The sequence below is a fragment of the Rhodococcus sp. 4CII genome, assembly GCF_014256275.1.
Taxonomy (GTDB): domain Bacteria; phylum Actinomycetota; class Actinomycetes; order Mycobacteriales; family Mycobacteriaceae; genus Rhodococcus_F; species Rhodococcus_F wratislaviensis_A.
In genome coordinates this window covers 7,603,197-7,625,968 of the sequence record NZ_JACCFE010000002.1, presented here as the reverse complement: position 1 = coordinate 7,625,968, position 22,772 = coordinate 7,603,197, and the positions used below count along the sequence as shown (strand labels likewise).

Annotated in this window: 16 protein-coding genes and 1 pseudogene; 14 read left to right on the top strand and 3 right to left on the bottom strand. The window is 67.2% G+C overall.

What is annotated here, in order from left to right; all coding sequences use genetic code 11:
• Positions 1–38 precede the first annotated feature (38 nt).
• From H0B43_RS35775 to H0B43_RS35755, 5 genes are read left to right on the top strand one after another with little or no spacing between them, the layout of a single operon-like run.
• The gene (locus tag H0B43_RS35775; RefSeq protein ID WP_185723682.1) at positions 39–1,250 is read left to right on the top strand and encodes an acetyl-CoA C-acetyltransferase; all 1,212 of its coding nucleotides are present in this window, start codon (positions 39–41) and stop codon (positions 1,248–1,250) included.
• Between the two features lie 50 nt (positions 1,251–1,300).
• Positions 1,301–3,433 carry a 3-hydroxyacyl-CoA dehydrogenase NAD-binding domain-containing protein gene (locus H0B43_RS35770; RefSeq protein WP_185723683.1) on the top strand — a complete coding sequence of 711 codons (2,133 nt, stop codon included), beginning with the start codon at positions 1,301–1,303 and terminating at the stop codon, positions 3,431–3,433.
• A gap of 3 nt (positions 3,434–3,436) precedes the next feature.
• Positions 3,437–4,579, top strand: a complete 1,143-nt coding sequence (locus tag H0B43_RS35765) for an acyl-CoA dehydrogenase family protein (RefSeq protein ID WP_185723684.1) — start codon at positions 3,437–3,439, stop codon at positions 4,577–4,579.
• Positions 4,576–5,382: an SDR family oxidoreductase gene (locus tag H0B43_RS35760; RefSeq protein ID WP_312033611.1), complete on the top strand. Its 807-nt coding sequence runs from the start codon at positions 4,576–4,578 to the stop codon at positions 5,380–5,382. The genes H0B43_RS35765 and H0B43_RS35760 overlap by 4 nt, the downstream gene beginning before the upstream one ends.
• Before the next feature lie 33 nt (positions 5,383–5,415).
• A complete protein-coding gene (locus H0B43_RS35755; RefSeq protein ID WP_185723685.1) occupies positions 5,416–6,483 on the top strand; it encodes a phosphotransferase family protein in 1,068 nt (355 codons plus the stop codon).
• Position 6,484: 1 nt separating this feature from the next.
• Here H0B43_RS35755 and H0B43_RS35750 read toward each other — a convergent pair whose 3' ends face one another.
• Entirely contained in the window at positions 6,485–7,624 is a 1,140-nt protein-coding gene (locus H0B43_RS35750; protein WP_185723686.1) for an RNA-guided endonuclease TnpB family protein, read from the bottom strand.
• 95 nt (positions 7,625–7,719) lie between these two features.
• Between H0B43_RS35750 and H0B43_RS35745 the strand changes: the two genes are divergently transcribed.
• From H0B43_RS35745 to H0B43_RS35715, 7 genes and pseudogenes are all read left to right on the top strand, one after another.
• On the top strand, positions 7,720–8,124 hold the full coding sequence (locus H0B43_RS35745) for a hypothetical protein (RefSeq protein WP_185723687.1): 405 nt from the start codon (positions 7,720–7,722) through the stop codon (positions 8,122–8,124).
• A gap of 16 nt (positions 8,125–8,140) precedes the next feature.
• Entirely contained in the window at positions 8,141–9,676 is a 1,536-nt protein-coding gene (locus H0B43_RS35740; RefSeq protein ID WP_185723688.1) for a long-chain-fatty-acid--CoA ligase, read from the top strand.
• A gap of 94 nt (positions 9,677–9,770) precedes the next feature.
• Positions 9,771–12,482 carry an ABC transporter permease subunit gene (locus H0B43_RS35735; RefSeq protein WP_185723689.1) on the top strand — a complete coding sequence of 904 codons (2,712 nt, stop codon included), beginning with the start codon at positions 9,771–9,773 and terminating at the stop codon, positions 12,480–12,482.
• Complete coding sequence (locus H0B43_RS35730; protein WP_213015342.1) at positions 12,479–13,186, top strand: ABC transporter ATP-binding protein; 708 nt, start codon at positions 12,479–12,481, stop codon at positions 13,184–13,186. Before H0B43_RS35735 ends, H0B43_RS35730 begins: the two co-directional genes overlap by 4 nt.
• A gap of 41 nt (positions 13,187–13,227) precedes the next feature.
• Positions 13,228–14,475, top strand: coding sequence for an ABC transporter substrate-binding protein (locus tag H0B43_RS35725; protein ID WP_185723690.1), 1,248 nt, complete (start codon positions 13,228–13,230; stop codon positions 14,473–14,475).
• A 38-nt stretch (positions 14,476–14,513) separates the two neighbouring features.
• Entirely contained in the window at positions 14,514–15,341 is an 828-nt protein-coding gene (locus tag H0B43_RS35720) for a mycofactocin-coupled SDR family oxidoreductase (RefSeq protein WP_185723691.1), read from the top strand.
• A 44-nt stretch (positions 15,342–15,385) separates the two neighbouring features.
• Positions 15,386–16,512, top strand: a pseudogene (locus tag H0B43_RS35715) (IS630 family transposase).
• A gap of 489 nt (positions 16,513–17,001) precedes the next feature.
• Here the strand turns inward: H0B43_RS35715 and H0B43_RS35710 are convergent.
• Both H0B43_RS35710 and H0B43_RS35705 read right to left on the bottom strand, forming a co-directional pair.
• Positions 17,002–19,890 (bottom strand): AMP-binding protein, encoded by a 2,889-nt coding sequence (locus H0B43_RS35710; protein WP_185723692.1) that lies wholly within the window; start codon positions 19,888–19,890, stop codon positions 17,002–17,004.
• Complete coding sequence (locus H0B43_RS35705) at positions 19,887–20,780, bottom strand: alpha/beta fold hydrolase (protein ID WP_185723693.1); 894 nt, start codon at positions 20,778–20,780, stop codon at positions 19,887–19,889. Before H0B43_RS35705 ends, H0B43_RS35710 begins: the two co-directional genes overlap by 4 nt.
• A gap of 158 nt (positions 20,781–20,938) precedes the next feature.
• Between H0B43_RS35705 and H0B43_RS42955 the strand changes: the two genes are divergently transcribed.
• Both H0B43_RS42955 and H0B43_RS35695 read left to right on the top strand, forming a co-directional pair.
• The gene (locus H0B43_RS42955) at positions 20,939–21,298 is read left to right on the top strand and encodes a DUF3263 domain-containing protein (RefSeq protein ID WP_312037635.1); all 360 of its coding nucleotides are present in this window, start codon (positions 20,939–20,941) and stop codon (positions 21,296–21,298) included.
• Between the two features lie 686 nt (positions 21,299–21,984).
• Positions 21,985–22,749 carry an SDR family NAD(P)-dependent oxidoreductase gene (locus H0B43_RS35695; RefSeq protein ID WP_185723695.1) on the top strand — a complete coding sequence of 255 codons (765 nt, stop codon included), beginning with the start codon at positions 21,985–21,987 and terminating at the stop codon, positions 22,747–22,749.
• The last annotated feature ends 23 nt before the right edge of the window (positions 22,750–22,772 follow it).

The window sequence follows — 22,772 nt, the reverse complement described above, 5'->3', positions numbered from 1 at the left end:
CGCGACTCGCGCATCCATCACCAGAACAGGACCCGAAAATGCCTCATGACGTGTACGTGTACGACGCCTTTCGCACCCCACGCGGGCGGGGACGTGGAGGAGCCCTGCACGGCGTCAAGCCGATCTCACTCGTCACCGGATTACTCCGCGCCCTCCAGGACCGCAACCCGAGCCTCGACACCAAGCGCGTCGACGACCTGATCCTCGGTGTCGTGAGCCCGCTGCGAGATCAAGGCGCGGACCTTGCACGCATCGCCGCCATCGCCGCGGGCCTCCCCGAGACGGTGGCCGGCGTCCAGATGAACCGCTTCTGCGCCTCCGGCCTCGAGGCCGTCAACACCGCCTCACAGAAGATCGCCTCGGGCTGGGAGTCCCTGGTGCTCGCCGGCGGCGTCGAGAGCATGTCCCGGGTTCCGATGGGCTCCGACGGCGGCGCCTGGGCGAACGACCCGGAGACCAACCTCACCACCGGGTTCGTCCCACAGGGCATCGGCGCCGACCTGATCGCCACGATCGAGGGCTTCACCCGCGAGGACGTCGACGCGTTCGCCGTCGAGTCCCAGCGCCGCGCCGCGACCGCCTGGGACGAGGGCAGGTTCGCCCGCTCGATCGTGCCGGTCCTCGATCGGAACGGCCAGACGATCCTCGACCACGACGAGCACATCCGCCGCGGCACCACCCTCGAGTCGCTCGGAAAGATCAAGCCCGCCTTCGCCGCACTCGGCGCACAGGCCGGCTTCGACGCGGTAGCACTGCAGAAGTACCACTGGATCGAGAAGATCGACCACGTCCACACCGGCGGAAACTCCTCCGGCATCGTCGACGGCGCCGCCCTCGTCGCGCTCGGCAACGAGACGGTCGGCCGTGAACTCGGACTGACTCCCCGGGCCCGCATCGTCGCGGGCGCCGTCAGCGGATCCGATCCGACGATCATGCTGACCGGTCCCGCACCGGCGAGCCTCAAGGCCCTCGAGGTCGCCGGCCTGTCGGTCAGCGACATCGACCTGTTCGAGATCAACGAGGCCTTCTCGTCCGTCGTCCTGCGGTTCATGCGGGACCTCGACCTCCCGCACGAGAAGGTCAACGTCAACGGCGGCGCGATCGCGATGGGCCACCCGCTCGGCGCGACCGGCGCGATGCTCATCTCCACCGTCATCGACGAACTCGAGCGCCGCGACCAGCGCCGCGCCCTGATCACCCTGTGCGTCGGCGGCGGCATGGGCATCGCCACGATCGTCGAGCGGGTGTGAACACGGTGACGGCCAATTCCCCTACTTCCCAACGAGAGAAGCGCGAGCGCATGACCGAGACCACCACCTGGAGTCAGGACGAGCAGGGCGTCGTGGTCCTGACCTTCGACGACCCCAACCAGTCCGTGAACACGATGACCGCCGACTGGTCCGCCTCCCTGGCCTCGGCCCTGGACCGGCTCGAGACCCTCGGCGACCAGCTCACCGGCGTCATCCTCACCTCCGCCAAGAAGACGTTCTTCGCGGGCGGCGACCTCGGCGGCCTGCTCGCCACCACACCCGAGCAGGCCGGCGAACTGACCGACTTCGCGAACGGGGCGAAGGCGATGCTGCGGCGCCTCGAGACCCTCGGCGTCCCGGTAGTCGCAGCGCTCGCCGGCACCGCGCTCGGCGGCGGTCTCGAGATCGCGCTCGCCGCCCACCACCGCATCGCCGTCGACTCCCCAGCACTGCGGGTCGGCCTCCCCGAGGTCACCCTCGGGCTGCTGCCCGGCGGCGGTGGCATCGTCCGCACCGTGCGCCTGCTCGGTCTCGACCGCGCGCTGGACAAGGTCCTCCTGCCCGGCACCGCCTTCCGCGTCCAGGAAGCCCTCGACCTGGGGCTGCTGGACCGGCTCGTCCCGGATGCCGACACGCTGATTCCCGCTGCCCGAGAATGGATCTCCTCGAACCCGAGCGCCCGCCAGCCGTGGGACCGCGGCCAGTTCATCCCCGGCGGCACCACATACACCCCGGCGATCGAGAACCAGCTGCCGATGCGGGCCGCGGCACTGCGAAACCGCCACAAGGGCGCCCCGATGCCCGCCCCGGCGAACATCCTCGCCGCCGCGGTCGAGGGCACCCAGGTGGACTTCGACACCGCCTCTGCGATCGAGACCCGTTACTTCGTCGAACTCGCGACCGGCGCCGTGTCGAAGAACATCATCCAGGGCACCTTCTTCGACAAGCAGACCGTGCGGGCGGGTGCCAGCAGGCCGAAGGACTTCCCCACCCACCGCGCGAACCTCGTCGCCGTCCTCGGCGCAGGCATGATGGGCGCCGGTGTCGCCCTCTCGTGCGCGCTCGTCGGGATGCGGGTCGCACTCAAGGACGTCGACGCCGCTGCCGCCGAGCGGGGCAAGGACTACGCCCGCAAGGTGCTCGGCAAGCAGGTCGATGCGGGCAAGCGCACCCGCGAGGACGCCGACGCGGTCCTCGCCCTGATCACCCCCACCGCCGACGTCGCGGACCTCGCGGGCGCGGATCTGGTGATCGAGGCCGTATTCGAGGACCCCGACCTCAAGAAGAAAGTCTTCGGGGAGGTGCTCGACGTGATCGCCCCCGACGCGGTGCTCGCATCGAACACCTCGACGCTGCCGATCACGGACCTCGCCGACGGCGTGCCCCGCCCCGACGACTTCATCGGCCTGCACTTCTTCTCACCGGTCGACCGGATGGAACTGATCGAGATCATCGTCGGTGACAAGACCAGCGACGCGACCCTGGCGAAGGCCTTCGACATCGCCCTGCAGATGCGGAAGATCCCGATCGTCGTCGGCGACGGACGCGGCTTCTTCACCAGCCGGGTGATCCTGCAGCGCCTCGTCGAGGCCGCCGCGATGGTCGGCGAGGGTATCGACCCCCAGTCGATCGAGCAGGCGTCCCTGCAGGCCGGTTATCCGCTCGGCACGCTCGCCCTGCTCGACGAGCTGACGCTGTCGCTGCCGCTGAAGATCCGTGGCCAGTTCCGCGAGGTCGCACAGAGCCGGGGTGCCGAGCTCGCCGATCATCCCGGCGACGCGGTGCTCACCGCGATGGTCGAGGAGCTCGGCCGGCCCAGCCGCGTCGCCAGCGGCGGCTTCTACGAGTACCCGGACGGCCGCCGCGGGACGCTGTGGTCCGGCCTCGCGCAGCGCTTCCCGGTGTCCGGTGACCGCGCGAACCTGACGGACCTGCGTGACCGGCTGCTCTTCGCCGAGGTGCTCGAGACGGTCCGCTGCCACGAGGACGGCATCCTCCGGTCCACCGCCGACGCCAATGTCGGATCGCTGCTCGGCATCGGCTTCCCGGTGTGGACCGGCGGTACCAGCCAGTTCGTCGCCGGATTCCCCGGCGGCACCGAGGCGTTCGTGGCGCGCGCCCGGGAACTCGCCGAGGCGTACGGTCCGCGGTTCACCCCGCCGGCCTCGCTGCTGGAGGGCTGAGCCGTGCGTCGCACCCTGTACACCGCCGAGCACGAGGCGTTCCGATCGGCGTTCCGGTCGCTACTCGACCGGGAAGCGGTGCCGAACGTCGAGAAGTGGGAGCAGGCCGGCACGGTCGACCGGGACTTCATCACCACGGCGGCCGAATCCGGATTCCTCGGTTTCGAATTCGAGACCGAGTATGGCGGACTGGGCATCTCGGACTTTCGCTACAACGCCGTGATGACCGAAGAGGTCGTGCGCTCGGGCATGGCCGGGGACACCTTCAGCATGCAGAACGACATCATCGTGCCGTACCTACGCGACCTCGCCACCGACGATCAGAAGAAGCGCTGGCTGCCGAAGTTCACCCGCGGCGAGTGCGTCACTGCCCTGGGCATGACCGAGCCGGGCGCCGGCTCCGATCTCGCGTCGATCCGCACCTCCGCAGTGCGCGACGGCGACAACCTGGTGATCAACGGCACCAAAACGTTCATCACCAGCGGGGCCACCTGTGATCTGGCGATCGTGCTGGTGCGCACCGGCGAACGTGACGGCCGTGGCACTTCGCTTGTGCTGGTCGAGAACGGGACACCCGGGTTCGAACGCGGCCGCCCGATGCACAAGATCGGCCGCAAGGCCCAGGACACCGCCGAACTCGTGTTCACCGACTGCCGTGTCCCTGCGTCCAACGTCCTCGGCGAACCGGGCCGCGGATTCCGTTCGGCCATCGCGAATCTCCCGCGCGAGAGGCTGTCGATCGCGGTCTCCGGCGTGGCCTCCGCGGTGCACGCGTTGGAACTCGCACTCGACCACGTCCGATCCCGTGTCGCGTTCGGCGGCCCGCTCGCAGACCTGCAGTCGGTGCGGATGGCGATCGCCGAAATGCACACCGACATTCAGGTGCTCCAGCACTACGTCGACGGGTGCGTCACCGCGGTCGACCGCGGTGAGCTGACCGCCGCCGAGGCTGCGGGCGCGAAGTACAAGGCGACCGAGTTGCAGTGGGACGTCGTGGACCGGTGCCTGCAGTTGTTCGGCGGCTACGGCTACATGGAGGAGTACCCGATCGCGCGGATCTGGCGCGACGCGCGCATCCAGCGCATCTACGGAGGAGCGAACGAAGTGATGAAGGATCTGGTCGGCCGAGCGGTGGTGGCGCAGTGAGCATCCCGACGGAAAAGGCACCGCTTGCAGGACGCACCGCGCTCGTCACCGGCGGTTCGCGCGGTGTCGGTCGGGCAGTGGCGCTGCGGCTGGCACGGGACGGCGCCGCGGTCGCAGTGAACTACCGCCGCGACGGGGCATCCGCGGATGAGGTCGTCGACCGGATCGTGTCCGAGGGAGGCCGCGCGAGGGCCTATCAGGCGTCGATCGACGACGAGTCCGCCGTCGCGGACATGGTCACGGCGGTCCGCTCCGAGCTCGGACCGGTCGACCTGATCGTCAGCAATGCCGGCTCCGCCAGCAAGGGCCAGGACGTCGCCTCGACACCGCGGGCGGACTACCTGCAACTCATGCAGGTGCACGCCTTCGGTCCGATCGGGCTGATCCAGCAGGTGCTGCCGGACATGCGCAAGGCCGCGTCCGGGGAGGTCGGCCGCGCTGACATCGTGATGATCTCGTCGAACACGACATTGTCGGCACCTCCGAACTCGGCACCGTACACAATGGCCAAGGCCGCCATGGAGACATGCGTGCGCACGATCGCCCGGGAGGAGCGCCGATACGGCATCCACGCGAACATCGTCGCGCCCGGGCTGATCGCCACCGAGATGGGCAAGCGGCTGGTGTCGGCGGCGAAGGGCGCCGACATCGAGGACCTCGACACCGGGTCGCCGTTCGGGCGGGTGTGCCGGCCCGAGGACGTCTCCGGCACGGTGGCGTTCCTGGTCTCCCCGGATTCCGGGTACGTCACCGGACAACTCCTGGTCGTCGACGGCGGCGGCCCCAACCCGACCATCTTCTGAGAACCGACCCGAGTGAGGCTCGAAGTGACATCCGTGGCCGAGACAGACACCACCACCAGCACACCCGTGCACGACGGCTTCTTCGACGAGTTGACCGCGTCCCTCGACACTGTGCTGTCGGCGGGCGGCTCGCTCCGCCTGACCGACATCGACCGGCGCGGCGAGGGCAACTCGTGGGAGACCTATCTGGTCACCGCGCGGTGGACCAACGGCACGGCGCCGACCACCGCGACCTACGCGGTCAAACGGCAACCCGTCAGCGGGATCACCGGCGACTACGACGTCGACCGCGAGGTCGCGCTGCTCACCACCGCCGCCCGCATCGGGATGCGGGTGCCCGCCGTCGTCACGCACCGCAGCGAGACCGCCGGCGAGCGCGGGTACTTCGTGATGGAGAAGGTGCCGGGCATCATTCCGATGCCGAACACCGTGTCGCGCCTGATCCCGGACCTCGCTACACGAGCCCGTCTCGGACGCGAGGTCGCGCGGTCGATGGCACGCCTGCACACTGCCACCCCGGCCGCGCTGGGCCTGGACGTGCTCGGGCCGGTCCCGGACGGATCCGACACCGGACGGATCGAGAACGACGCCTGGTCGCGCGTGTACCACGAGGCCGTCGACATCCCGATCCCGATCCTCGACCTGGCCTGCGCGTGGCTCGACCACCGCAGCGATTGGGTGTCCGGCCGGGTCGCTCTGGTCCACAACGATTTCCGGATCGGCAACCTGGTCGTACAGGACGGTGCGATCTCCGGTGTCCTCGACTGGGAGACCGCGCACTTCTCCGACCCGACCGCCGACATCGCCTGGTTCGCGCAACGCACCTCGCGCGGCCGTTCGCCATTGCTGTGCAAGCTGCTCGAACTCGAGCCGTTCCTCGACGTGTACGAGACGGCGGCCGGGTGGCGCCCGAGCACCGAAGCCCTCACCTGGTGGTCGGTGCAGTCGCTGGTCAAGACCGCGGTGGGCTGCCTCCAGGCAGTCGACATCTACAAGCGCGGCGACCGCGACGAACTGCGGTACTCGAACATGGCGCACAGCGTCTACTTCAGCGTGGGCTGGCTGGGGAAGATGCTGCGCGACGGCGAATGGGGACTCTGACTTAACGCTTCTCCTGCCTGAAGGCCGGAGATTTCACGCTCGGACCGCAACCCAACCATCCCCGAGGGAGGTGACCAGATTGTCTGACATCGTCAACACATGTGTGGCCGCGCTCTGCCACAGCCAGGATCACCCCGGCAGCGTTCCGATCCCGACCGGCGGTATAGCCGCAGGTCGTGCATCGGAAGACTCGCTCATCGAGTTCGAGGCGCTGCTTGGCTCTCGCGCAACACCTCGAACACGTCATCGTCGTGTACGCGGGCCGCACCAACACCACCCTCCGGCCGGCCCGCACACCACGCTCGATCAACTCTCGCTTCGCCGCGCCGATCGCAGAATCGGCGGCCTTACGCGCCATCGTCGACCTGGCGAGGAACTTCGGCGTGAAGTCCTCCACCGCGATCAGCTCGTGGCTGTCGACAACTTGCTTCGCCCACACCCGCGAGTCGTGTTTCGTTTGCCGGGCCGCTTTCGTGTGCAGCTTCGCTGCCTGCCGTTTCGCCCGCTCGTACCCCTTCGACTGCGGTGTCCTGCACGGCGACCACCACGAATGGTGAGTTCGATCTGCCGTTTCTGGGGCATCGGAAGCGGTGCGCGGCTGAGTTGGCGAAGGCGCGGCGGAAGATGGCACGCCGCCCGTCGCATCCGGGACGGGTGTGACCTCGCGGCGGACGACGAACGACGCGTACCAATGCCCCAGCGAATCCCGGGTGATCCGGACACTCGACGGTTCCGACGGCAACTCCCGCGACCATACCACCGGAACACTGATGCCCTTCGGCAGCACCAACCGGCCGTCACGGATTCGGAACCCGCGGCAGGTGAACTCCACACTCGGCAAGCTCGTCCCGCGGGGCTTGAACTTAGGGCGTCCACGACCCTTCACCGTGCACGACTGATCGAGCGCCCGCCGGTACGTGCGCAATGTCTGCTGCTGCGCGACCTGCGACCCCTCTCTCAGCCACGCGTTACGCGCACGAGCATCGGTCAGGAGTTTCGACAACTTCCCGAACGTCGGCCGAGCCCCCGACTTCTGTTGGTGGACGGCCTCGTTCCACAGGAATCGGCACCGATGCCACTCCTCGGTCAGCGCACGCTCCGCCTGAGCACCGGGCCGCAACCGGAACGTGTACCGCACCACTTCCCCACGCCCTGCAACGTAACCGACCCCACCGACAGAAGGGAGGCTGGCGCTTCTCTCCCCGTGAACGAGGGAGTATCCGCGCCAGACATCCGATGACCGTCTACTCGACCGACCTGACCCAACTGACGACCACGATCCGGGAGACCCTCGTGCAGCGGGTGGCGCCAGGTGTCACCGAGGACGCCGCACGCCTCGAACTCGCCGCGGTCGTCGAGCAGCTCGACAACCTGGTCGAACGCATCGCGTGGGACGGACCGCGGCTCGCGGAAACCTGCGCGCGCACCGACGAACTCGCCGCCCGGCTGGGCCTTCGGGACCGTCCGGACCCCGAGGGCGTCGACCGGCTGCGCGAACGGCGCCGCAAGGTCGCGGCCCTGCTGCGCGACCTCTACGCGGGCGGCGACCCTGCCGACGTCGTCGACGCGGTCGCAGATTTCACCGATGCCGATGTGCAGGAACAGATTTCCACCGCGCTGCGCGCGGGGCTTTCCGACTGACGACGAGAGGGCGGCGATGCGAGTTCACGAACTGCTCGACCACTGGGCCGAGCGCACTCCCGACGAGATCTACCTCAGCGACGACGACCGGAGTCTGACCTGGGAGCAGGTGCGACTGTGGACCCATCGGATCGGCAACTGGCTGGCGGCGACCCTGCAGCCGGGTGACCGCTTCGCGGTGCTCGACCGCAATTCCCTGGAGATGGTCGCCCTCTACTTCGGTGCGTCCCGCGCCGGGGTGGTCCCGGTCCCCCTCAACTTCCGGTTGGCCCCGCCCGAGTGGAAGTACATCGTCGAGGACGCCGGCTGCGGCCTCGCGGTCGTACACGAGGAGTATGCGGACCCCCTCACCGCCGTACTCCCCGACCTCGCGGTCTCAGTGCTCCGAGACGACGCACCGTCGCTTGTCCGGTTCAGCCGAGAGGCGCTCGCGTTCCCCGACGACGAGGTCGACCGAGACATCTCCCCCGACGCCGTGTACCACCAGATGTACACGAGCGGGACCACCGGAAAGCCGAAGGGCGCGATGGTGACCCACCGCGCCGCCTGCACGAATGCGCTCCAGATCCAGATGGCGCTCGACTCGACGCGCAAGGCCACGCTGTGCGTGATGCCGCTCTTCCACGCCGGGGCCGCGCTGCAGATCCTCGCGTACACCTCGGGCGGATGCTCGATCCACGTGGTCCGCAACTTCGACCAGACCAAGGTGCGCCACCGGATGGCCGACCGGCGCATCCGACTGCTGACCCTCGCACCCGCGATGATCCAGACGATGATCGCCGACCCGCTCGCCACCCGCCTCGACCTCGACGCGCTCGAGACGGTGGTCTACGGTTCGGCGCCGATGGCCGTGTTTGTTCTGGAGCGGGCGATCGAGGTCTTCGGGTCCGAGTTCATCCAGGCCTACGGCATGACCGAGTCCTGCGCCGTGGCGACGATTCTCACGCCCGAAGACCACAACAAGGCACTCGAGTCGAGGCCGGAGATCCTCGCCTCGGCCGGCCGTCCGGTACTCGGCACGGCGATTCGCGTGGTGGATCGGGACGGTCGGGAGCTGCCCCGAGGTCAGGTCGGCGAGATCGTCGTCCGCGGTCCGCAGTTGATGATCGGCTACTGGAACCTCGCGGACGCCAGTCGCGCGGCCCTCGCGGGTGGGTGGCTCCACACCGGCGACGCGGGATATGTGGACGAGGACGGCTACCTGTACATCTCCGATCGCGTCAAGGACATGATCATCTCCGGCGGGGAGAACATCTATCCCCGCGAGGTCGAAGAAGTCCTCTTCGCAATGGACGAGATCGCGGACGTCGCCGTCATCGGTGTCCCCAGCGAGAGGTGGGGCGAGAGTCCGGTCGCGGTCGTCGTCACCGCTCCGGGTGCCACTGTCGACGAGCAGTCCGTCCTCGACCACTGCCGCGCCCACCTGGCACGGTTCAAGTGCCCGATCGCGGTCACCTTCGTCGATGCCCTGCCACGCAGCGCGGTCGGCAAGGTCCTCAAGCGCGAGCTTCGAGAGCCATACAGGCAAAACATGTCTCGTAGTGTGACCTGAACCCACGCATCGCATCAACCATCGAGCACCACGACCCGGGCCGGGGCCGTCACCCCGGCCGCGCTGACGCGCACCCTCACACAGGAGCCCGCGAATGGAACTGCTCTCCTTCCTCGTCATCGGACTCGTCGCCGGATCGATCTACGGCCTCGCGGCCGTCGGCCTCGTCCTGACCTACAAGACCTCCGGAGTGTTCAACCTTGGCCACGGCGCCCTGGCCGCCCTCGCCGCCTACGCGTTCTACGTCCTCAACGTGCAACTCGACCTGTCGTGGCTGCTCGCGACCGTGCTCACCGTCGGCGTCGTCGGACCCGCCGTGGGCCTGTTGCTCGAACTGCTCGCTCGCCGTCTGCAGGGCGCCCCGCTTCCGCTGCAGATCTCCGGAGTCGTCGGCATCATGCTGATCATTCAGGCGGGTGCGCTGCTGATCTTCGGCGCCCAGCAGGTGCGCCGCGTCCCGTCCTTCCTGCCGAAGGGCCGCGTCGAGATCGCCGGTACCTTCGTTCAGTACGAGGATGTGCTCACCTGCGCCGTCGCCGTCCTCGCGACCGCGGCACTGTGGGCGCTGTTGCGCTGGACCCGGACCGGCATGGCGATGCGCGCGGTCGTGCAGAACCCTGAACTTCTCGAACTGGTCGGCCGCAGCGCTACCCGCGTGCGACGCTGGGCGTGGGTGCTCGGCACGATGATGGCCTCGCTGTCCGGGGTGCTGCTCGCACCCATCATGCCTCTCGACCCGGTGCAGCTGACATTGCTCGTGGTCGCCTCCTATGCGGCCGCCGCCATCGGCACCTTCAGCAACCTGCCCGGCACCTTCGTCGGCGGCTTGATCGTCGGCATCGGCGCCGCCCTGGCCACCTCCTGGCTGACCGAGGGGATCCTCGCCTCCCTGCCGGCCGCGCTACCCTTCGCGATCCTGTTCATGGTGCTGCTCGTCTACCCGAAGAGGCTCCTCGCCGGCAAGACCGCGGTCCGGATCCACCCGCGCTCGACCTGGCGTGCCCCTTGGCGGCTGCAGTCGACCGGCGGAGCCGTCCTCGTCCTCTTCCTGGTGACCGTGCCGACTTTCGCGGGAATCCACCTCGTCGACTGGACCGTCGCGCTGGCAATGATCCTGGTGTTCGCCTCGCTGTCATTGCTCGTGCACACCTCCGGCCAGGTCTCGCTCGCGCACATCGCGTTCATGGCGCTCGGTGCGGTGACTTTCTCGCACCTGCTCACCCGCGCGGGATTGTCCTGGCCCTTGGCGCTACTCCTCGCGGGGGTCGTCGCGGTGCCCATCGGTGCAATCCTGGCGATCCCCGCGATCCGCCTCGGCGGGCTGTACCTGGCGATCGCGACCTTCGGCTTCGGCATCTTTCTGCAGCAGATGTTCTACACGCAGGACTTCATGTTCGGTGCGGCTTCCTCAGGGCTGCCGGTGCGCAGGCCGGAACTCGGCCCACTCGACCTGAGCACCGACATCGGCTACTACTACCTGGTCCTGTTGATCGTGAGTATCGCGGTCCTCGGTGTGGCTGTGTTCGAACGTGGCCGCCTCGGCCGGCTACTGACCTTCATCAAGCAGTCGCCCCGGGCGGCGGAGTCGAACGGTATCCCCGCCTCGGTGACCCGGCTGTTGATCTTCTGCATCTCGGCCTTCCTCGCCGCGGCGGGGGGTGCGCTGGCAGCCTCTGCCCAACAGACGATCTCGGCGGACAGCTACGCACCGATCGTCTCGCTGACGGTGTTCGTCATCATCGTGCTCAACGGCCCGGCAACCCCGTGGAATGCGGTACTCGCGGCCGCCGCCTACACGCTCATCCCCAGCTACTTCCCGAGCCACCAGGTGGGCACCTACCTGCAGCTGCTGTTCGGCATCAGCGCCGTCGCACTGGTCCTGTTGCCGGCCGCCGGAATCCCTGCCCGGGCCAGGGCCCTCGCCGACCGCCTATTCCGCCGACCGGGAGCCCGGACCAGCGCGCCCGCCCGGATAGCCACGCCGCCCCCCGCTCGGGGCCGGACCGGCCTCCTCGAGCTGACGAACGTCGGTGTCACCTTCGGCGGGGTGCGCGCTCTCGACGGCGTGAACCTCTCCTGCACCACCGGTCGGGTCACCGGACTGATCGGCCCCAACGGCGCCGGGAAGTCCACCGTCTTCAACGCGGTGACCGGCCTGGCCCCCACCGCCGAGGGCGCGGTCCGGCTCGACGGCAGCGATCTCCGTCGCACCACCCCGTCGGGGCGGGCCCGCACCGGAATCGGGCGCACCTTCCAGACCACCGAGCTGTTCGAGTCGATGACGGTGCGGGAGAACATCTCCGTCGGACCGGAGGGCCGGACCGTCGGGCTCAATCCGATCAGTCACCTGTGGTCGCCGCGGGGCGACCGGGAGACGATCGACGCGGCCACCGAGGAGGCGATCGTCGCCTGCGGCCTCGAGGAGGTCGCGGACCGGCACGTCGCGAGCCTGCCGACCGGCACCCGACGCCTCGTCGAGGTGGCCCGCTGCCTCGCCGGTGGACAGCGAATCCTGTTGCTGGACGAGCCCTCCGCGGGACTCGACAACAACGAGTCGGCGCGTCTCGGCGAGTTGATCCGGCGCGTAGTCGACGAGCGCGGAGTGGGTGTGGTCCTCGTCGAGCACGACGTCTCACTCGCGCTCGGGATCTCCGATGCGGTGTACGTGCTCGAGCACGGGCAGGTGATCTTCGCCGGTACCGCCGGTGAGGCGCGGCGGTCGAGCGTCGTGCAGACCGCCTACCTCGGCGGCACCGGTCCCGAGGACGGGCAGCGGTCCGCTCACGAACTGGAGGAAATCCGTTGAACACCCCCGAACTGGAAGTTGTGGGCCTGTCCGCGGCCTACGGCACTCTGACCGTCCTCCGGGATGTGAACCTCACCGTGCGTCCCGGTTCGGTGACCGCCCTGCTCGGCCCGAACGGCGCCGGAAAAACCACCCTGCTCAGGGCGATCGGCGGCCTGATCAGGCCTACAGCTGGGTCCGTCCGGCTCGGGGAAACCGACATCACCTCCCACCGCCCGGCGAAGCGGGCGGAAGCGGGGATCTGCCTGATTCCCGAAGGACGCGGCGTCTTCCCCGGCCTGTCGGTCCGGGAAAACCTCATGCTCGCCGTCGACGGTCCCCTGCGTGATCGGTACGACCTCGCGATGGCGACCTTCCCCGAGATCGGTCGACGCCTCGACGCGACGGCAGGAACCCTGTCCGGCGGCCAGCAGCAGATGGTCGCGCTGGCCCGCGCCTTCCTACCGAGCAGCTCCTTCATCGCCCTCGACGAGGTCTCGATGGGATTGGCCCCGTTGGTGATCGACCAGATTTTCGACGCGCTCTCCGTGCTCGAACAGGCAGGCAAGTCGGTGCTACTGGTCGAGCAGTACGTCGGTCGCGCACTCGCCGGCGCCACCACCGTCCACCTCATCGACCGAGGGCGGGTGTCGGCGCCACTGGATCCGGCAACCCTCGACGAGCATGCACTGGCAAGCCGCTACCTGGGCATCGAAACCCCCTAATACCGTATGCAATTGGTGACCGATAAGTGGAGGAAATGAGTATGGTGACATCGATTCGCAGACGCGCCGCGATCGCGGCCGTCCTGGGCGTGCTGGTCGTGTCCGGATGTTCATCCGGCGGGGAGGCGGCACCGGCAAAGACACCGGCGGACACCCTCACCCAGGCACCGATCGTGGTCGGCACGATCTGCGGCTGTTCGGGAGTATCCGCCCCCACCCACGGCCGAGTGGACGACGTGGCACAGGCTTGGGCGTCGAGCGTGAACGACTCCGGCGGGATCGACGGGCACCCGGTGAAGGTGATCGTCAAGGACATCGGTCAGGAACCATCGAAAGCACTCGGCGCGGTCAAGAGCCTCGTCGAGGAGGAAGGCGCGATCGCGATCGTCGGCGCCATCACCGGCACCACCGGCTCGTGGCGACAGTACGTCGAGGAGAAGGGCGTTCCGGTGCTCGGCGGGGTGCCGTCCGATCCGACCTTCCTGGCCAGCGACATGTTCTTCCAGGGCGGCTCTCCCAACCCGGTCATCACCTACGGACTAGTCAAGCTCGCCAAGGACAAGGGCACCACGAAGTTCGGGGTCGTCTATTGCTCGGAGTCACCGGTGTGCGCCGACTCGGACTCGCTGGCGCAGCGGTCCGCAGCGGACCTCGGGGTCGGCTACGTCTCCGCCAAGGTGGCGGCCGCAGCACCGAATTACACGGCGATCTGTCAGACCATGAAGAGCGAGGGAGTGGATGGACTCTTCCTCGCACACATCACGAGTGTGGACGTCCGGATCGCCGAGGACTGCCACAAGATCGGCTACGAGCCGCAGTTCTACAGCTCGGCGGGCGCAGTGGGCAACGAGTACCTCGAATCGGATGCTGTCGAGGGACTGCTCTTCACCCAGTCGAACGCGCCCTACTACGACCCTTCCGTGCCGGTGGTCGGCGCAGCTCGCGAAACAATTGACTCGTACTTCCCGGGCCTCACCGAGTCCGCACAGTTCTCCGCGGTTGCCTTCGACACCTGGATCTCCGGGAAGATGTTCGAAGTCGCCGCGGCGCACGCTGGACTGACCTCCGACTCCACCTCGGCAGACCTGCTGCGGGGCCTTCGGACGATCGAGAACGAGACCCTGGACGGGTTGGCGCCGCCGCTGAACTTCACCGAGATAGGCGCCTACCCAACCTGCTACTACACCGGTGAGGTCACCGTCCGGGAAATGGTGCCGGGCAACGCCGCCGAGGCTGTCTGTCTCGACGAGAAGGATCTGACGTCCACTGTCTTCACCTCCGCCTCCTAACAAAAATCGCACGTCATCCACAAGAAAGGTTGATTCCCATGGGCCAATTCGATGGTCAAGTTGTATTCGTCACCGGGGCTGCACGCGGCCAGGGGCGTAGTCACGCGCTGCGTCTGGCGCAGGAGGGCGCCGACATCATCGCGGTCGACGTCTGCCGCCAGGTGAAGACCGTTCCGTACCCGACCGCGACGCCGGATGACCTCGCCGAGACCAAGCGTCAGGTCAAGGCGCTCGGAAGACGCATCGTCGCGACGGAGGTCGACGTCCGTGACCTCGCCGCGCTGAGGGAGACTGTCGACGCCGCGGTTGCCGATTTCGGTCGGCTCGACATCGTGCTCGCCAACGCCGGGATTTCGGTGCCCGCGCCGACGCTCGAGATGTCCGAGGAGACCTGGTCGACAATGATCGACGTCAACCTCACCGGGGTCTGGAAGACGTGTGCGGCCGCGGTACCGCACATCATCGCCGGTGGTCGTGGTGGATCGGTCGTCATCACGAGTTCGCTGGCGGCGCTGAAGGCCAACGCCAACACCGCGCATTATTCTGCCGCCAAGGCTGGTCTCGTCGGACTGATGCGGGTCCTGGCGGTCGAACTCGCGCCGCAGAGGATCCGGGTGAACACCATCCACCCGAGCACGGTCGCCACCGATATGATCCTCAACGACGCCACGTATTCACTGTTCCGTCCCGATCTCGAGCATCCGACCCGAGCCGACTTCGAAGAGGCCGCACTAACCCTCAACAGACTCCCGGTTCCGGCGCTCGAGTCGAGCGACCTCACCGATGCTGTCCTATACCTCGTCGGCGACAGCGGTCGCTACATTACCGGAACCACGCACACCGTCGATGCAGGCGGACAACTCTAGTGTCGTACGCCATAAATTCGTGCTTTAACCTGATATCCTGAGGCATGCCTCGAACCGGACGCCCGAAGGCGGAGTTGATGTTGACCGATGACGAACGCGAACAACTCGTTCGATGGTCGCGGCGAGCGAAAACCCCACAATCGTTGGCACTGAGGTCGCGGATCGTGTTGGCCTGCGCGGAGCCGGGGATGACCAACAAGCAAGTCGCGGCAGACCTGGGGATATCCGCTAACACGGTCAACAAATGGCGCGGGCGCTTCGTCGACCGACGCCTCGACGGCTTGGTCGACGAACCTCGACCGGGTCGTCCGCCCTCGATCTTGCTGGACCGGGTCGAAGACGTGGTCACCGCGACGCTGGAAACCACCCCGGCCGATGCGACGCACTGGTCGCGTACCTCGATGGCCAAGCGCACCGGCCTGTCACCGTCGACGATCGGCCGGATCTGGCGCAAGTTCGAACTCAAACCGCATCTGACCGACGGGTTCAAGCTTTCCACGGATCCGCAGTTCGTGGACAAGGTCGTCGATGTTGTTGGCCTTTACCATAATCCGCCCGAGCATGCCGTTATCCTCTGTGTGGACGAGAAGAGTCAGATGCAGGCCTTGAACCGTTCCCAGCCGGTGCTGCCGATGATGCCGGGCATGCCGGAACGGCGCAGTCATGACTACGCCCGCAGCGGCGTCACCAGCCTGGGGGTACCTCCCTGGACGTAGTCCTTGGGGGAGTCGCGGCGTTCAACATCGCCGACGGCACGGTGATCTCCGAGCTTCATCGACGTCACCGGGCCGTGGAGTTCAAGAAGTTCCTCACCGCGATCGACAAGGCCGTCCCCGACGAGTTGGACGTGCATCTCGTCTGCGACAACCTGGCCACCCACAAGACGCCGGCAGTGGGCGACTGGTTGGCCAAGCACCCACGTTTTCACGTCCACTTCACCCCGACCGGGTCCTCGTGGATCAATCAGGTCGAGCGATGGTTCGCATTCCTGACCGATCAGCTGCTCCGCCGTGGTGTACACAAAAGCGTCGCAGCACTGGAGAAAGACGTTCGCAACTGGATCAAGACCTGGAACGACGACCCGAAGCCGTTCGTCTGGCACAAGACCGCCGAGGAGATCCTCGATTCCCTCGCCAAATATATCTCACGAATTTCTGACGCGGGACACTAGCGACCCGTCACGATTGTTGACCAGGCGACTCCGGGCTTCGGGTTGACCTGCGCTACAGACTGTCTCAGAACGGGAACGGAGATAGTCGAGGAACGTCAACCCGAATCATGTTCGTACGTCAGTTCCGCGAAAAGAAGGACGGCGACTGCAAACGATCACACGCACCGTCAAAGGCCCGGTCATTTGCGGAGCGCGATCGTGGCGATGATGCCCACTCAGCACCGGGGCGTCAAGGGCATCAACGTTCTGCAGATCGCCGCCGCCCGGGTGTTCACACGGTCAACGAGCAGAGTAGGTGGTCGACGGAATCGGTCGGCGGTGCATACGGCCGGAGGACATCTGCATGAGCACGACATGGTCGTCGACCGCGGAGGTGGCAGTGCGGCTGGAGAGGTCACGCACTGGGAGCAAACTGCTGCTCGTTGGCCGGGGTCCGATGCCGGGCTAGTTTTTCATCGAACTATTGACCGTTTCCCTCCTCTCGGGTTTTCACGAACTCTGCGCAGCGAGGAAGGTGCGGTCCGGCCGGTACCAGCGGGTGAGCGGGATCGCTTCGACGACTCGCACGGCAACGTCCGCCGTTGCAGGGCGCAGACCCGGTGTGTGTGCGATAGCCGGATCGACGATATCTCTGCAGCTCAGAGCATCCCGGGCGCGACCTTCGTCGAAGGGCACTCGACCACCCGCCGTGACGAGGGCGACTGCGCCGTCCCCCTCGGGGATGCACACGACTTGGTCGACCCCGGGTACACCCGAGAGGATCTGCTCGACTTCACGCGGCCACACCACGCCGGACGGCGTTCTGATCTCCTCGCCGTGACGGCCACTGGGCCACAGGTCGCCGTCCGAGTCTCGGACGAATAGCTCGCCGGTGTCGATCCAGGCGTCCTTGGGTCCGAATACGCCCCGCATCGGCGCGTCCTCCCATGCGGGTTGCTCGCGGTCGACGGCGACCAGCAGCCGGCCTAGTCGTCCCCGACGGGCTCTGAGGACGTACCCGTCGGAGTCGTGCAGCAACGCGCCGGTGACGGGGTGGACAGCGGCCAGCTCGATCGCCGCCGTGCCGGGCAGCGGGCGCCCGACCGAGCCCACCTTGCGCCCGCTGACGTTCGCGAGGATGGCGTCGGTGCGTGCGGCGGCGAACATCTCGACAACGACGGCCGGCCTGAACCGGTCGAGTACCCCGCGCCATACCGCGGGCGGCATACCGGAGCCGATGAACAGGCGCACCGGGTGGTGCCGCTCATCCGCCTCGACGGGCCTGGCGAGCAGCAGCGACAGCATGCTCCACGTGTAGGGCACCACTGTCGCGCCGTAGCGGCGCACCTCCGCCCAGAACGTGTCCGGGTCGAATGTGTCGGTCAGCGCAAGCCGTGCGCCCGACGCGACCGGGGCCGCGGTCGCAAGCAACAACCCGGACGGGTGATACAGCGGGTTCGCCGAGTAGACGGTGTCCGCCGCGGTGAGCGACGCCGTCGACGCAGCGCCGTACGCGGACAACGCCCAGCGCCGGTTCGTCACGGGCAGTGGGCGGATCCCGTCGTTGCCGTCGGTGAACAGGACGAACGCGAGGTCCCGGCCGCGGCCGGGGTCGGGGCGGTACCAGCTCGGTACGCGCACCTCCTCCGTCGCGATCGCACCGAGACAGCCTGCATCACTTTCTGTCCCGGAACCGAGCAGGTGGACAGTGACCGCGGAGTCACCGAACACGCCGGCATGCGCCTGGTCGACCACAACGCGTCGCGCACGCCCGAGCCGCAACTCGGTGGCAGCGTCCCCGCCGGGCCGCAGCAGCACTACGACGGCGCCGATCCGGCTCAGCGCCGCGGCGGTGGACAGCAGGGCGGAACCGGAATCGCACAGCACTCCCACGTGCTCGCCGCGGCGGACCCCTACCGCCAGCAGTCGTAGCACGAGATCGTCGACCTCCCGAGTGATGTCAGCCCTGGTGAACGCGTGCCCGCCGTACAGCAGTGCCACCGCCTCGGGGTCGTCCGCACAGGCCTCGGCGACCAGCTTCCCGTAGGAAACCTGCGTCGTGGCGCCGACCCGCTCGAGCCTCAGCAACCTCGGCACCTGCTCAACGGTGCCGGTGGTGACCTCGGCGATAGTCCCGGCCACGCGGTCGACGATGGTCTTGGCGATGCCCGGCGCCGCGACCGCCGAGGCCGTCGCCACGTTGACGACCTGTTGGAGCGCACTCGGGGTCTGCTCGGCACGATCCTCGACGCCGAGCTCGCGAGCGTCCTGCACGCCCTCGGGTGGGCCGTCAGCGGACGAGGCGCCGGCGTCGACCCACTCTGCCCACCGCGCCACCGTCGGCCACGTCTGCCGGTTCGCCCGCCCGCCGACACCGAGCCCGAAATGCCCGGTCGGCATGGAGAACTCCCACACCCGTGCGCGCGGCATCCCGCGGACCACGTCGCGCACCGCGCGGGGCGGCGCGAACTCGTCGAGCTGCCCGGTGAAAATCAGTACGGGGCAGGTGATGTCGGCAAGCGACACGGTGCGGCCGTCGAAGACGAGACCGCCGCGCACGAAGCGTTCGTTGGTCATCGACTCCATGACCTCGGCGATCGCGGGACCAGGGAAAGTGATCCAGCCGTCGCCGGCGAGGAATTTTCGCTGCCGCTCCCGCGGGAGCAGGGCGTCCCGATCGCGCAGAGCGAGCAGGTACTGCAGCCGCCCCTTGGCGGTCGCGACGGGGCTGGTCCAGCTGAACAGGTTCGCCGACGCCCAGCCCGGCAGACCCGTCTTGCTCAGCACGTCTATGGTCGCGCGGGTAAGCGCCTGCATCAGCTCCTCGGGCAGATCGATACCCGGCAGCGACAACGGCTCCATCGGGCTGCCGAGCGCGAAGATGCTAGCCACATCGCGGCATTCGCGCAGTGCGGCCGCCTGGTAGCAGAACAGCCCGCCCTGGGAGTAGCCACCGATGTGCACCGGGTGACCGGTCGAGGCGGCAACACGCGCGATGGCGTCCGACACGGCGAGCACGTGGTCGGTGACGTTGCGCGCCTTGCCGCCCGGCTCCTGCGCGGGATCGCCGAAGTCGACCACCCACGGATCGAGCCCGCTGCGACGGAGGTGCGCGACGGCACTCGCCGACGGAGACACGTCCCACACGTCCGCGCTGAGCATAAGCGGCGGCACCAGCAGGATCGGGGTGCGCTCCGTCTCACCGGCCTCCTCCGCGAAGTAATGGCGCAGCGTGAGCACCGGTGTGCGTGCCGCGATCTCGTACGGCGACGCTTCCTCGCCGGTCTCGAGGCCGCCGAACCGAATGTATTCGACAACATTCATCGCCGTACGGACCACATGTCCAACTCGTGCCCCGACATTCGGAGTCTCCCCGAGCTTCTCGTCCTTCGTGCTCATACGTGACGTTCCCTCCCCATTCCGGCCCGGCCGAGCGCCGCGACCACGTCCGCGACGACCGCGGGTTGCTGCACCTGCGGGACGTGCCCCGCACCTTCGAGCATCACCAGCCGTGCCCCGGGCACGTGGTCCAGCAGCGGCTGCGCGGCAGCGACGTCGCACACCTCGTCGTCAGTGCCCCACATGAGCACCACCTCGCCTGCCATATCTGCGAAGTCGAAGGCGCCCTCCTCGATCTCTCGCATGAGGACCAGCCCGAGAGCACCCATGCGCCGAATGTCCTTCATGCCATGCACGCCGGCACCGAACCGCCATGCGTTCACCACACCGGGCGCGATCCGGACGCGGTAGTAGGCAGCGACGGCCAGCTGGACGACCAACTGTGGGTAGGGAATCCGATACGCTACGCGCAGAATCGGCACCAGCGAACCCAAAGTACGATCCGCGACGTGCAGCACGCGATGGAAGCCGAGCCCGGCCGGGGCGAGCGCCGCCACCGCCACGACGTCGGGCCGACCGCTGGCGGCGCGCAGGGCGACGGTGCCGCCCATCGAGTTACCCACGACCACCACCGGACCGGAACCGCCCAGCTCGGCGATGAGATCCGTGAGGAAGGCGTCGTACTGCGGAAGGATGTCGCCGCGGTTCAGAGGCGACGCCTCGCCGAACCCGGGCAGGTCCGGGGCGACAGCCCGGCGCCCCCTGCGCCCGAGCTCGACGAGCACCGCGCGCCAGGTGTCCGCGTTATCGCCGAAGCCGTGCAACAACACGATGAGAGGGGCGTCGACGAGCGATTCTCCGGCGCGGGGCAACCGTCTCACCTCCGCTGACGGGAGCACGTTCTCCACGACGCGGGTGTGGTGCCCCCCGACCGCGACCTTCCGGCTCATCACGGGGGCAGCGCGCAGAAGAGCACCACAGAGATTGGGTAACGCACTCGCACAGGGCATTCTCGCTCCCATCGTCCGAAATTTCATGAGGTGCTTGTTCGCTGCGTCATCGAACGGAACAGTGATTGACATCACGTCTGAACACATTGTATAATTAGATGCTGCCTGCGTCCAGTCCGCGCCTTGACTCACTGATTGGCGAGCGGCACGGACGCCAATCACCCCGGCGGTCAGCCGACCAGACGCACTTCAGAGGTAACACCATGGACATGTCCCGAGTAGATGGTTTCGACTCGTCAATGCTCGAGTTTGCTCGGCGATGGCTACCCTTCGGCGGTCCACGAGCGGGCGACATCCTGGTCGAGTTCGGAATGACGGTCACTCAATACGAACTACGCCTGTTGGCGTTGATCGACAGCACCGATTCGCGCACCATGCCCGAGGCGGACCGCGCCAAGCTGCGTGCACAACTGGTGGAGCGGGACTCCAACCGACGACCACACCTAGCCCAACCGTAAGATGCTCGATTCCACCTCTTACGAACTCGCGACTTTCCACTCGAAGGCCGTGCGTCATATCGCGTTACGTGCACGATAACAACGAGGATGATGCCGTCACGCACAGGAAGCCCTATGCGGCAGGTATTCCTTGGTGTTCGGATCGTTGCTTTGCAGGTTCGAGCAGATCAGCCCACAACCGCACGGTGCAGCCCTGGCTCTAATATGGAACTGGCACAGTGGTTTCTGCCGACCAGAGAGATCATCGACGGACGCGGCGGTGCAATGCGGCTCTGCAAGGGTGTCGACGGCAGAGCTCGGATAGTTCCGCCTCGCCACCCCCGGGGCCGCGCCAGTCGTCCCGTGCGCGGACATGTTCTCCAAGTGACCATTGACAACCGATTGTTGCACTCCGATTTCGAACACTCGCTGCCTCAAACCCTTACGCTCTCGCGCAGCAGAACACAAGACACCGATAGGCAAACAGTTCCGAGACGGACATCGGGCTGCGCAAACATAGAGTCTCGCACCCTTCAGTTCCGCGGCGAACCGTGCGTCGGCCACCCGTGACGCGACGAACCTCGAGAAACGCCGAATCCTTTGCACCACCTCTACTAAAGCAACTCAAGACAGGCTCTAGACACACTGTTCAGCCACGTTGTATGTTGCCTGTATTCATTCATCCACCCGAATCGAGGTTGATCAGCATGGGAGCGTTCGAAGGAAAATCGGTTGTCGTCACGGGCGCCGCAACCGGCATCGGAGAGGCGGCCGCACGCCGGTTCGCACGCGAGGGAGCTCGCGTAGTCGTCGCCGACATCGATGGCGCCGGAGCAAAGCGCGTGGCGAGTGACATCGGTGACTCCGCGGTGAGCACCGTCGTCGACGTTACCGACTCCAGGCAAGTCCAGGCCGCGGTAGAGGTTGCCGTGGAGGCGTTCGGCGGCCTCGACATCATGGTGAACAACGCCGGTATCGCCATCCTCGCGCCAATCGCCGAGTTACCCGACGACGACTTCGCACGGCTAGTCGACGTCAACCTCAAGGGCGTCTTTTTCGGCATCAAGGCTGCGGTTCCTCACCTCGTTGCCCGTGGTGGCGGGGCAATCGTCAATACCGCTTCATCGGCTGGGACCAACGGAATGCCGATGATCGGCGGGTACGCCGCCACCAAGGCCGGCGTCATCAATATGACGAAAACGGCAGCAGTGGAGCTGCGGGCATTGGGAATTCGGGTGAACTGTGTTGCACCCGCCTTCGTGGTCACCTCCCTCTCCGACAATCTCATGGACGGCTTCGAACAAGCGTCAGGGGGCACTCCCGCCGACGAATTCTTTGCGGCAAATCAAGGACGGCTCGGTGAGCCAGAAGATGTTGCACGCATCATCACCCACCTCGCCGAGGATGAGGGAAATTGGGTCACCGGGCACGCGTACGTGATCGACGGAGGGTTCACTGCGTCACCGATGTGAATGCAGCGACGGGCAGAAGGGGA

Bases quoted from the DNA above. Each gene is read 5' to 3' on its own strand.
- H0B43_RS35740 (WP_185723688.1), top strand. From the start codon at position 8,141: ATGCGAGTTCACGAACTGCTCGACCACTGGGCCGAGCGCACTCCCGAC.
- H0B43_RS42955 (WP_312037635.1), top strand. From the start codon at position 20,939: ATGCTGCCTGCGTCCAGTCCGCGCCTTGACTCACTGATTGGCGAGCGG.
- H0B43_RS35735 (WP_185723689.1), top strand. From the start codon at position 9,771: ATGGAACTGCTCTCCTTCCTCGTCATCGGACTCGTCGCCGGATCGATC.
- H0B43_RS35745 (WP_185723687.1), top strand. From the start codon at position 7,720: ATGACCGTCTACTCGACCGACCTGACCCAACTGACGACCACGATCCGG.
- H0B43_RS35770 (WP_185723683.1), top strand. From the start codon at position 1,301: ATGACCGAGACCACCACCTGGAGTCAGGACGAGCAGGGCGTCGTGGTC.
- H0B43_RS35725 (WP_185723690.1), top strand. From the start codon at position 13,228: ATGGTGACATCGATTCGCAGACGCGCCGCGATCGCGGCCGTCCTGGGC.
- H0B43_RS35710 (WP_185723692.1), bottom strand. From the start codon at position 19,890: ATGAGCACGAAGGACGAGAAGCTCGGGGAGACTCCGAATGTCGGGGCA.
- H0B43_RS35775 (WP_185723682.1), top strand. From the start codon at position 39: ATGCCTCATGACGTGTACGTGTACGACGCCTTTCGCACCCCACGCGGG.
- H0B43_RS35695 (WP_185723695.1), top strand. From the start codon at position 21,985: ATGGGAGCGTTCGAAGGAAAATCGGTTGTCGTCACGGGCGCCGCAACC.
- H0B43_RS35720 (WP_185723691.1), top strand. From the start codon at position 14,514: ATGGGCCAATTCGATGGTCAAGTTGTATTCGTCACCGGGGCTGCACGC.
- H0B43_RS35705 (WP_185723693.1), bottom strand. From the start codon at position 20,780: ATGAGCCGGAAGGTCGCGGTCGGGGGGCACCACACCCGCGTCGTGGAG.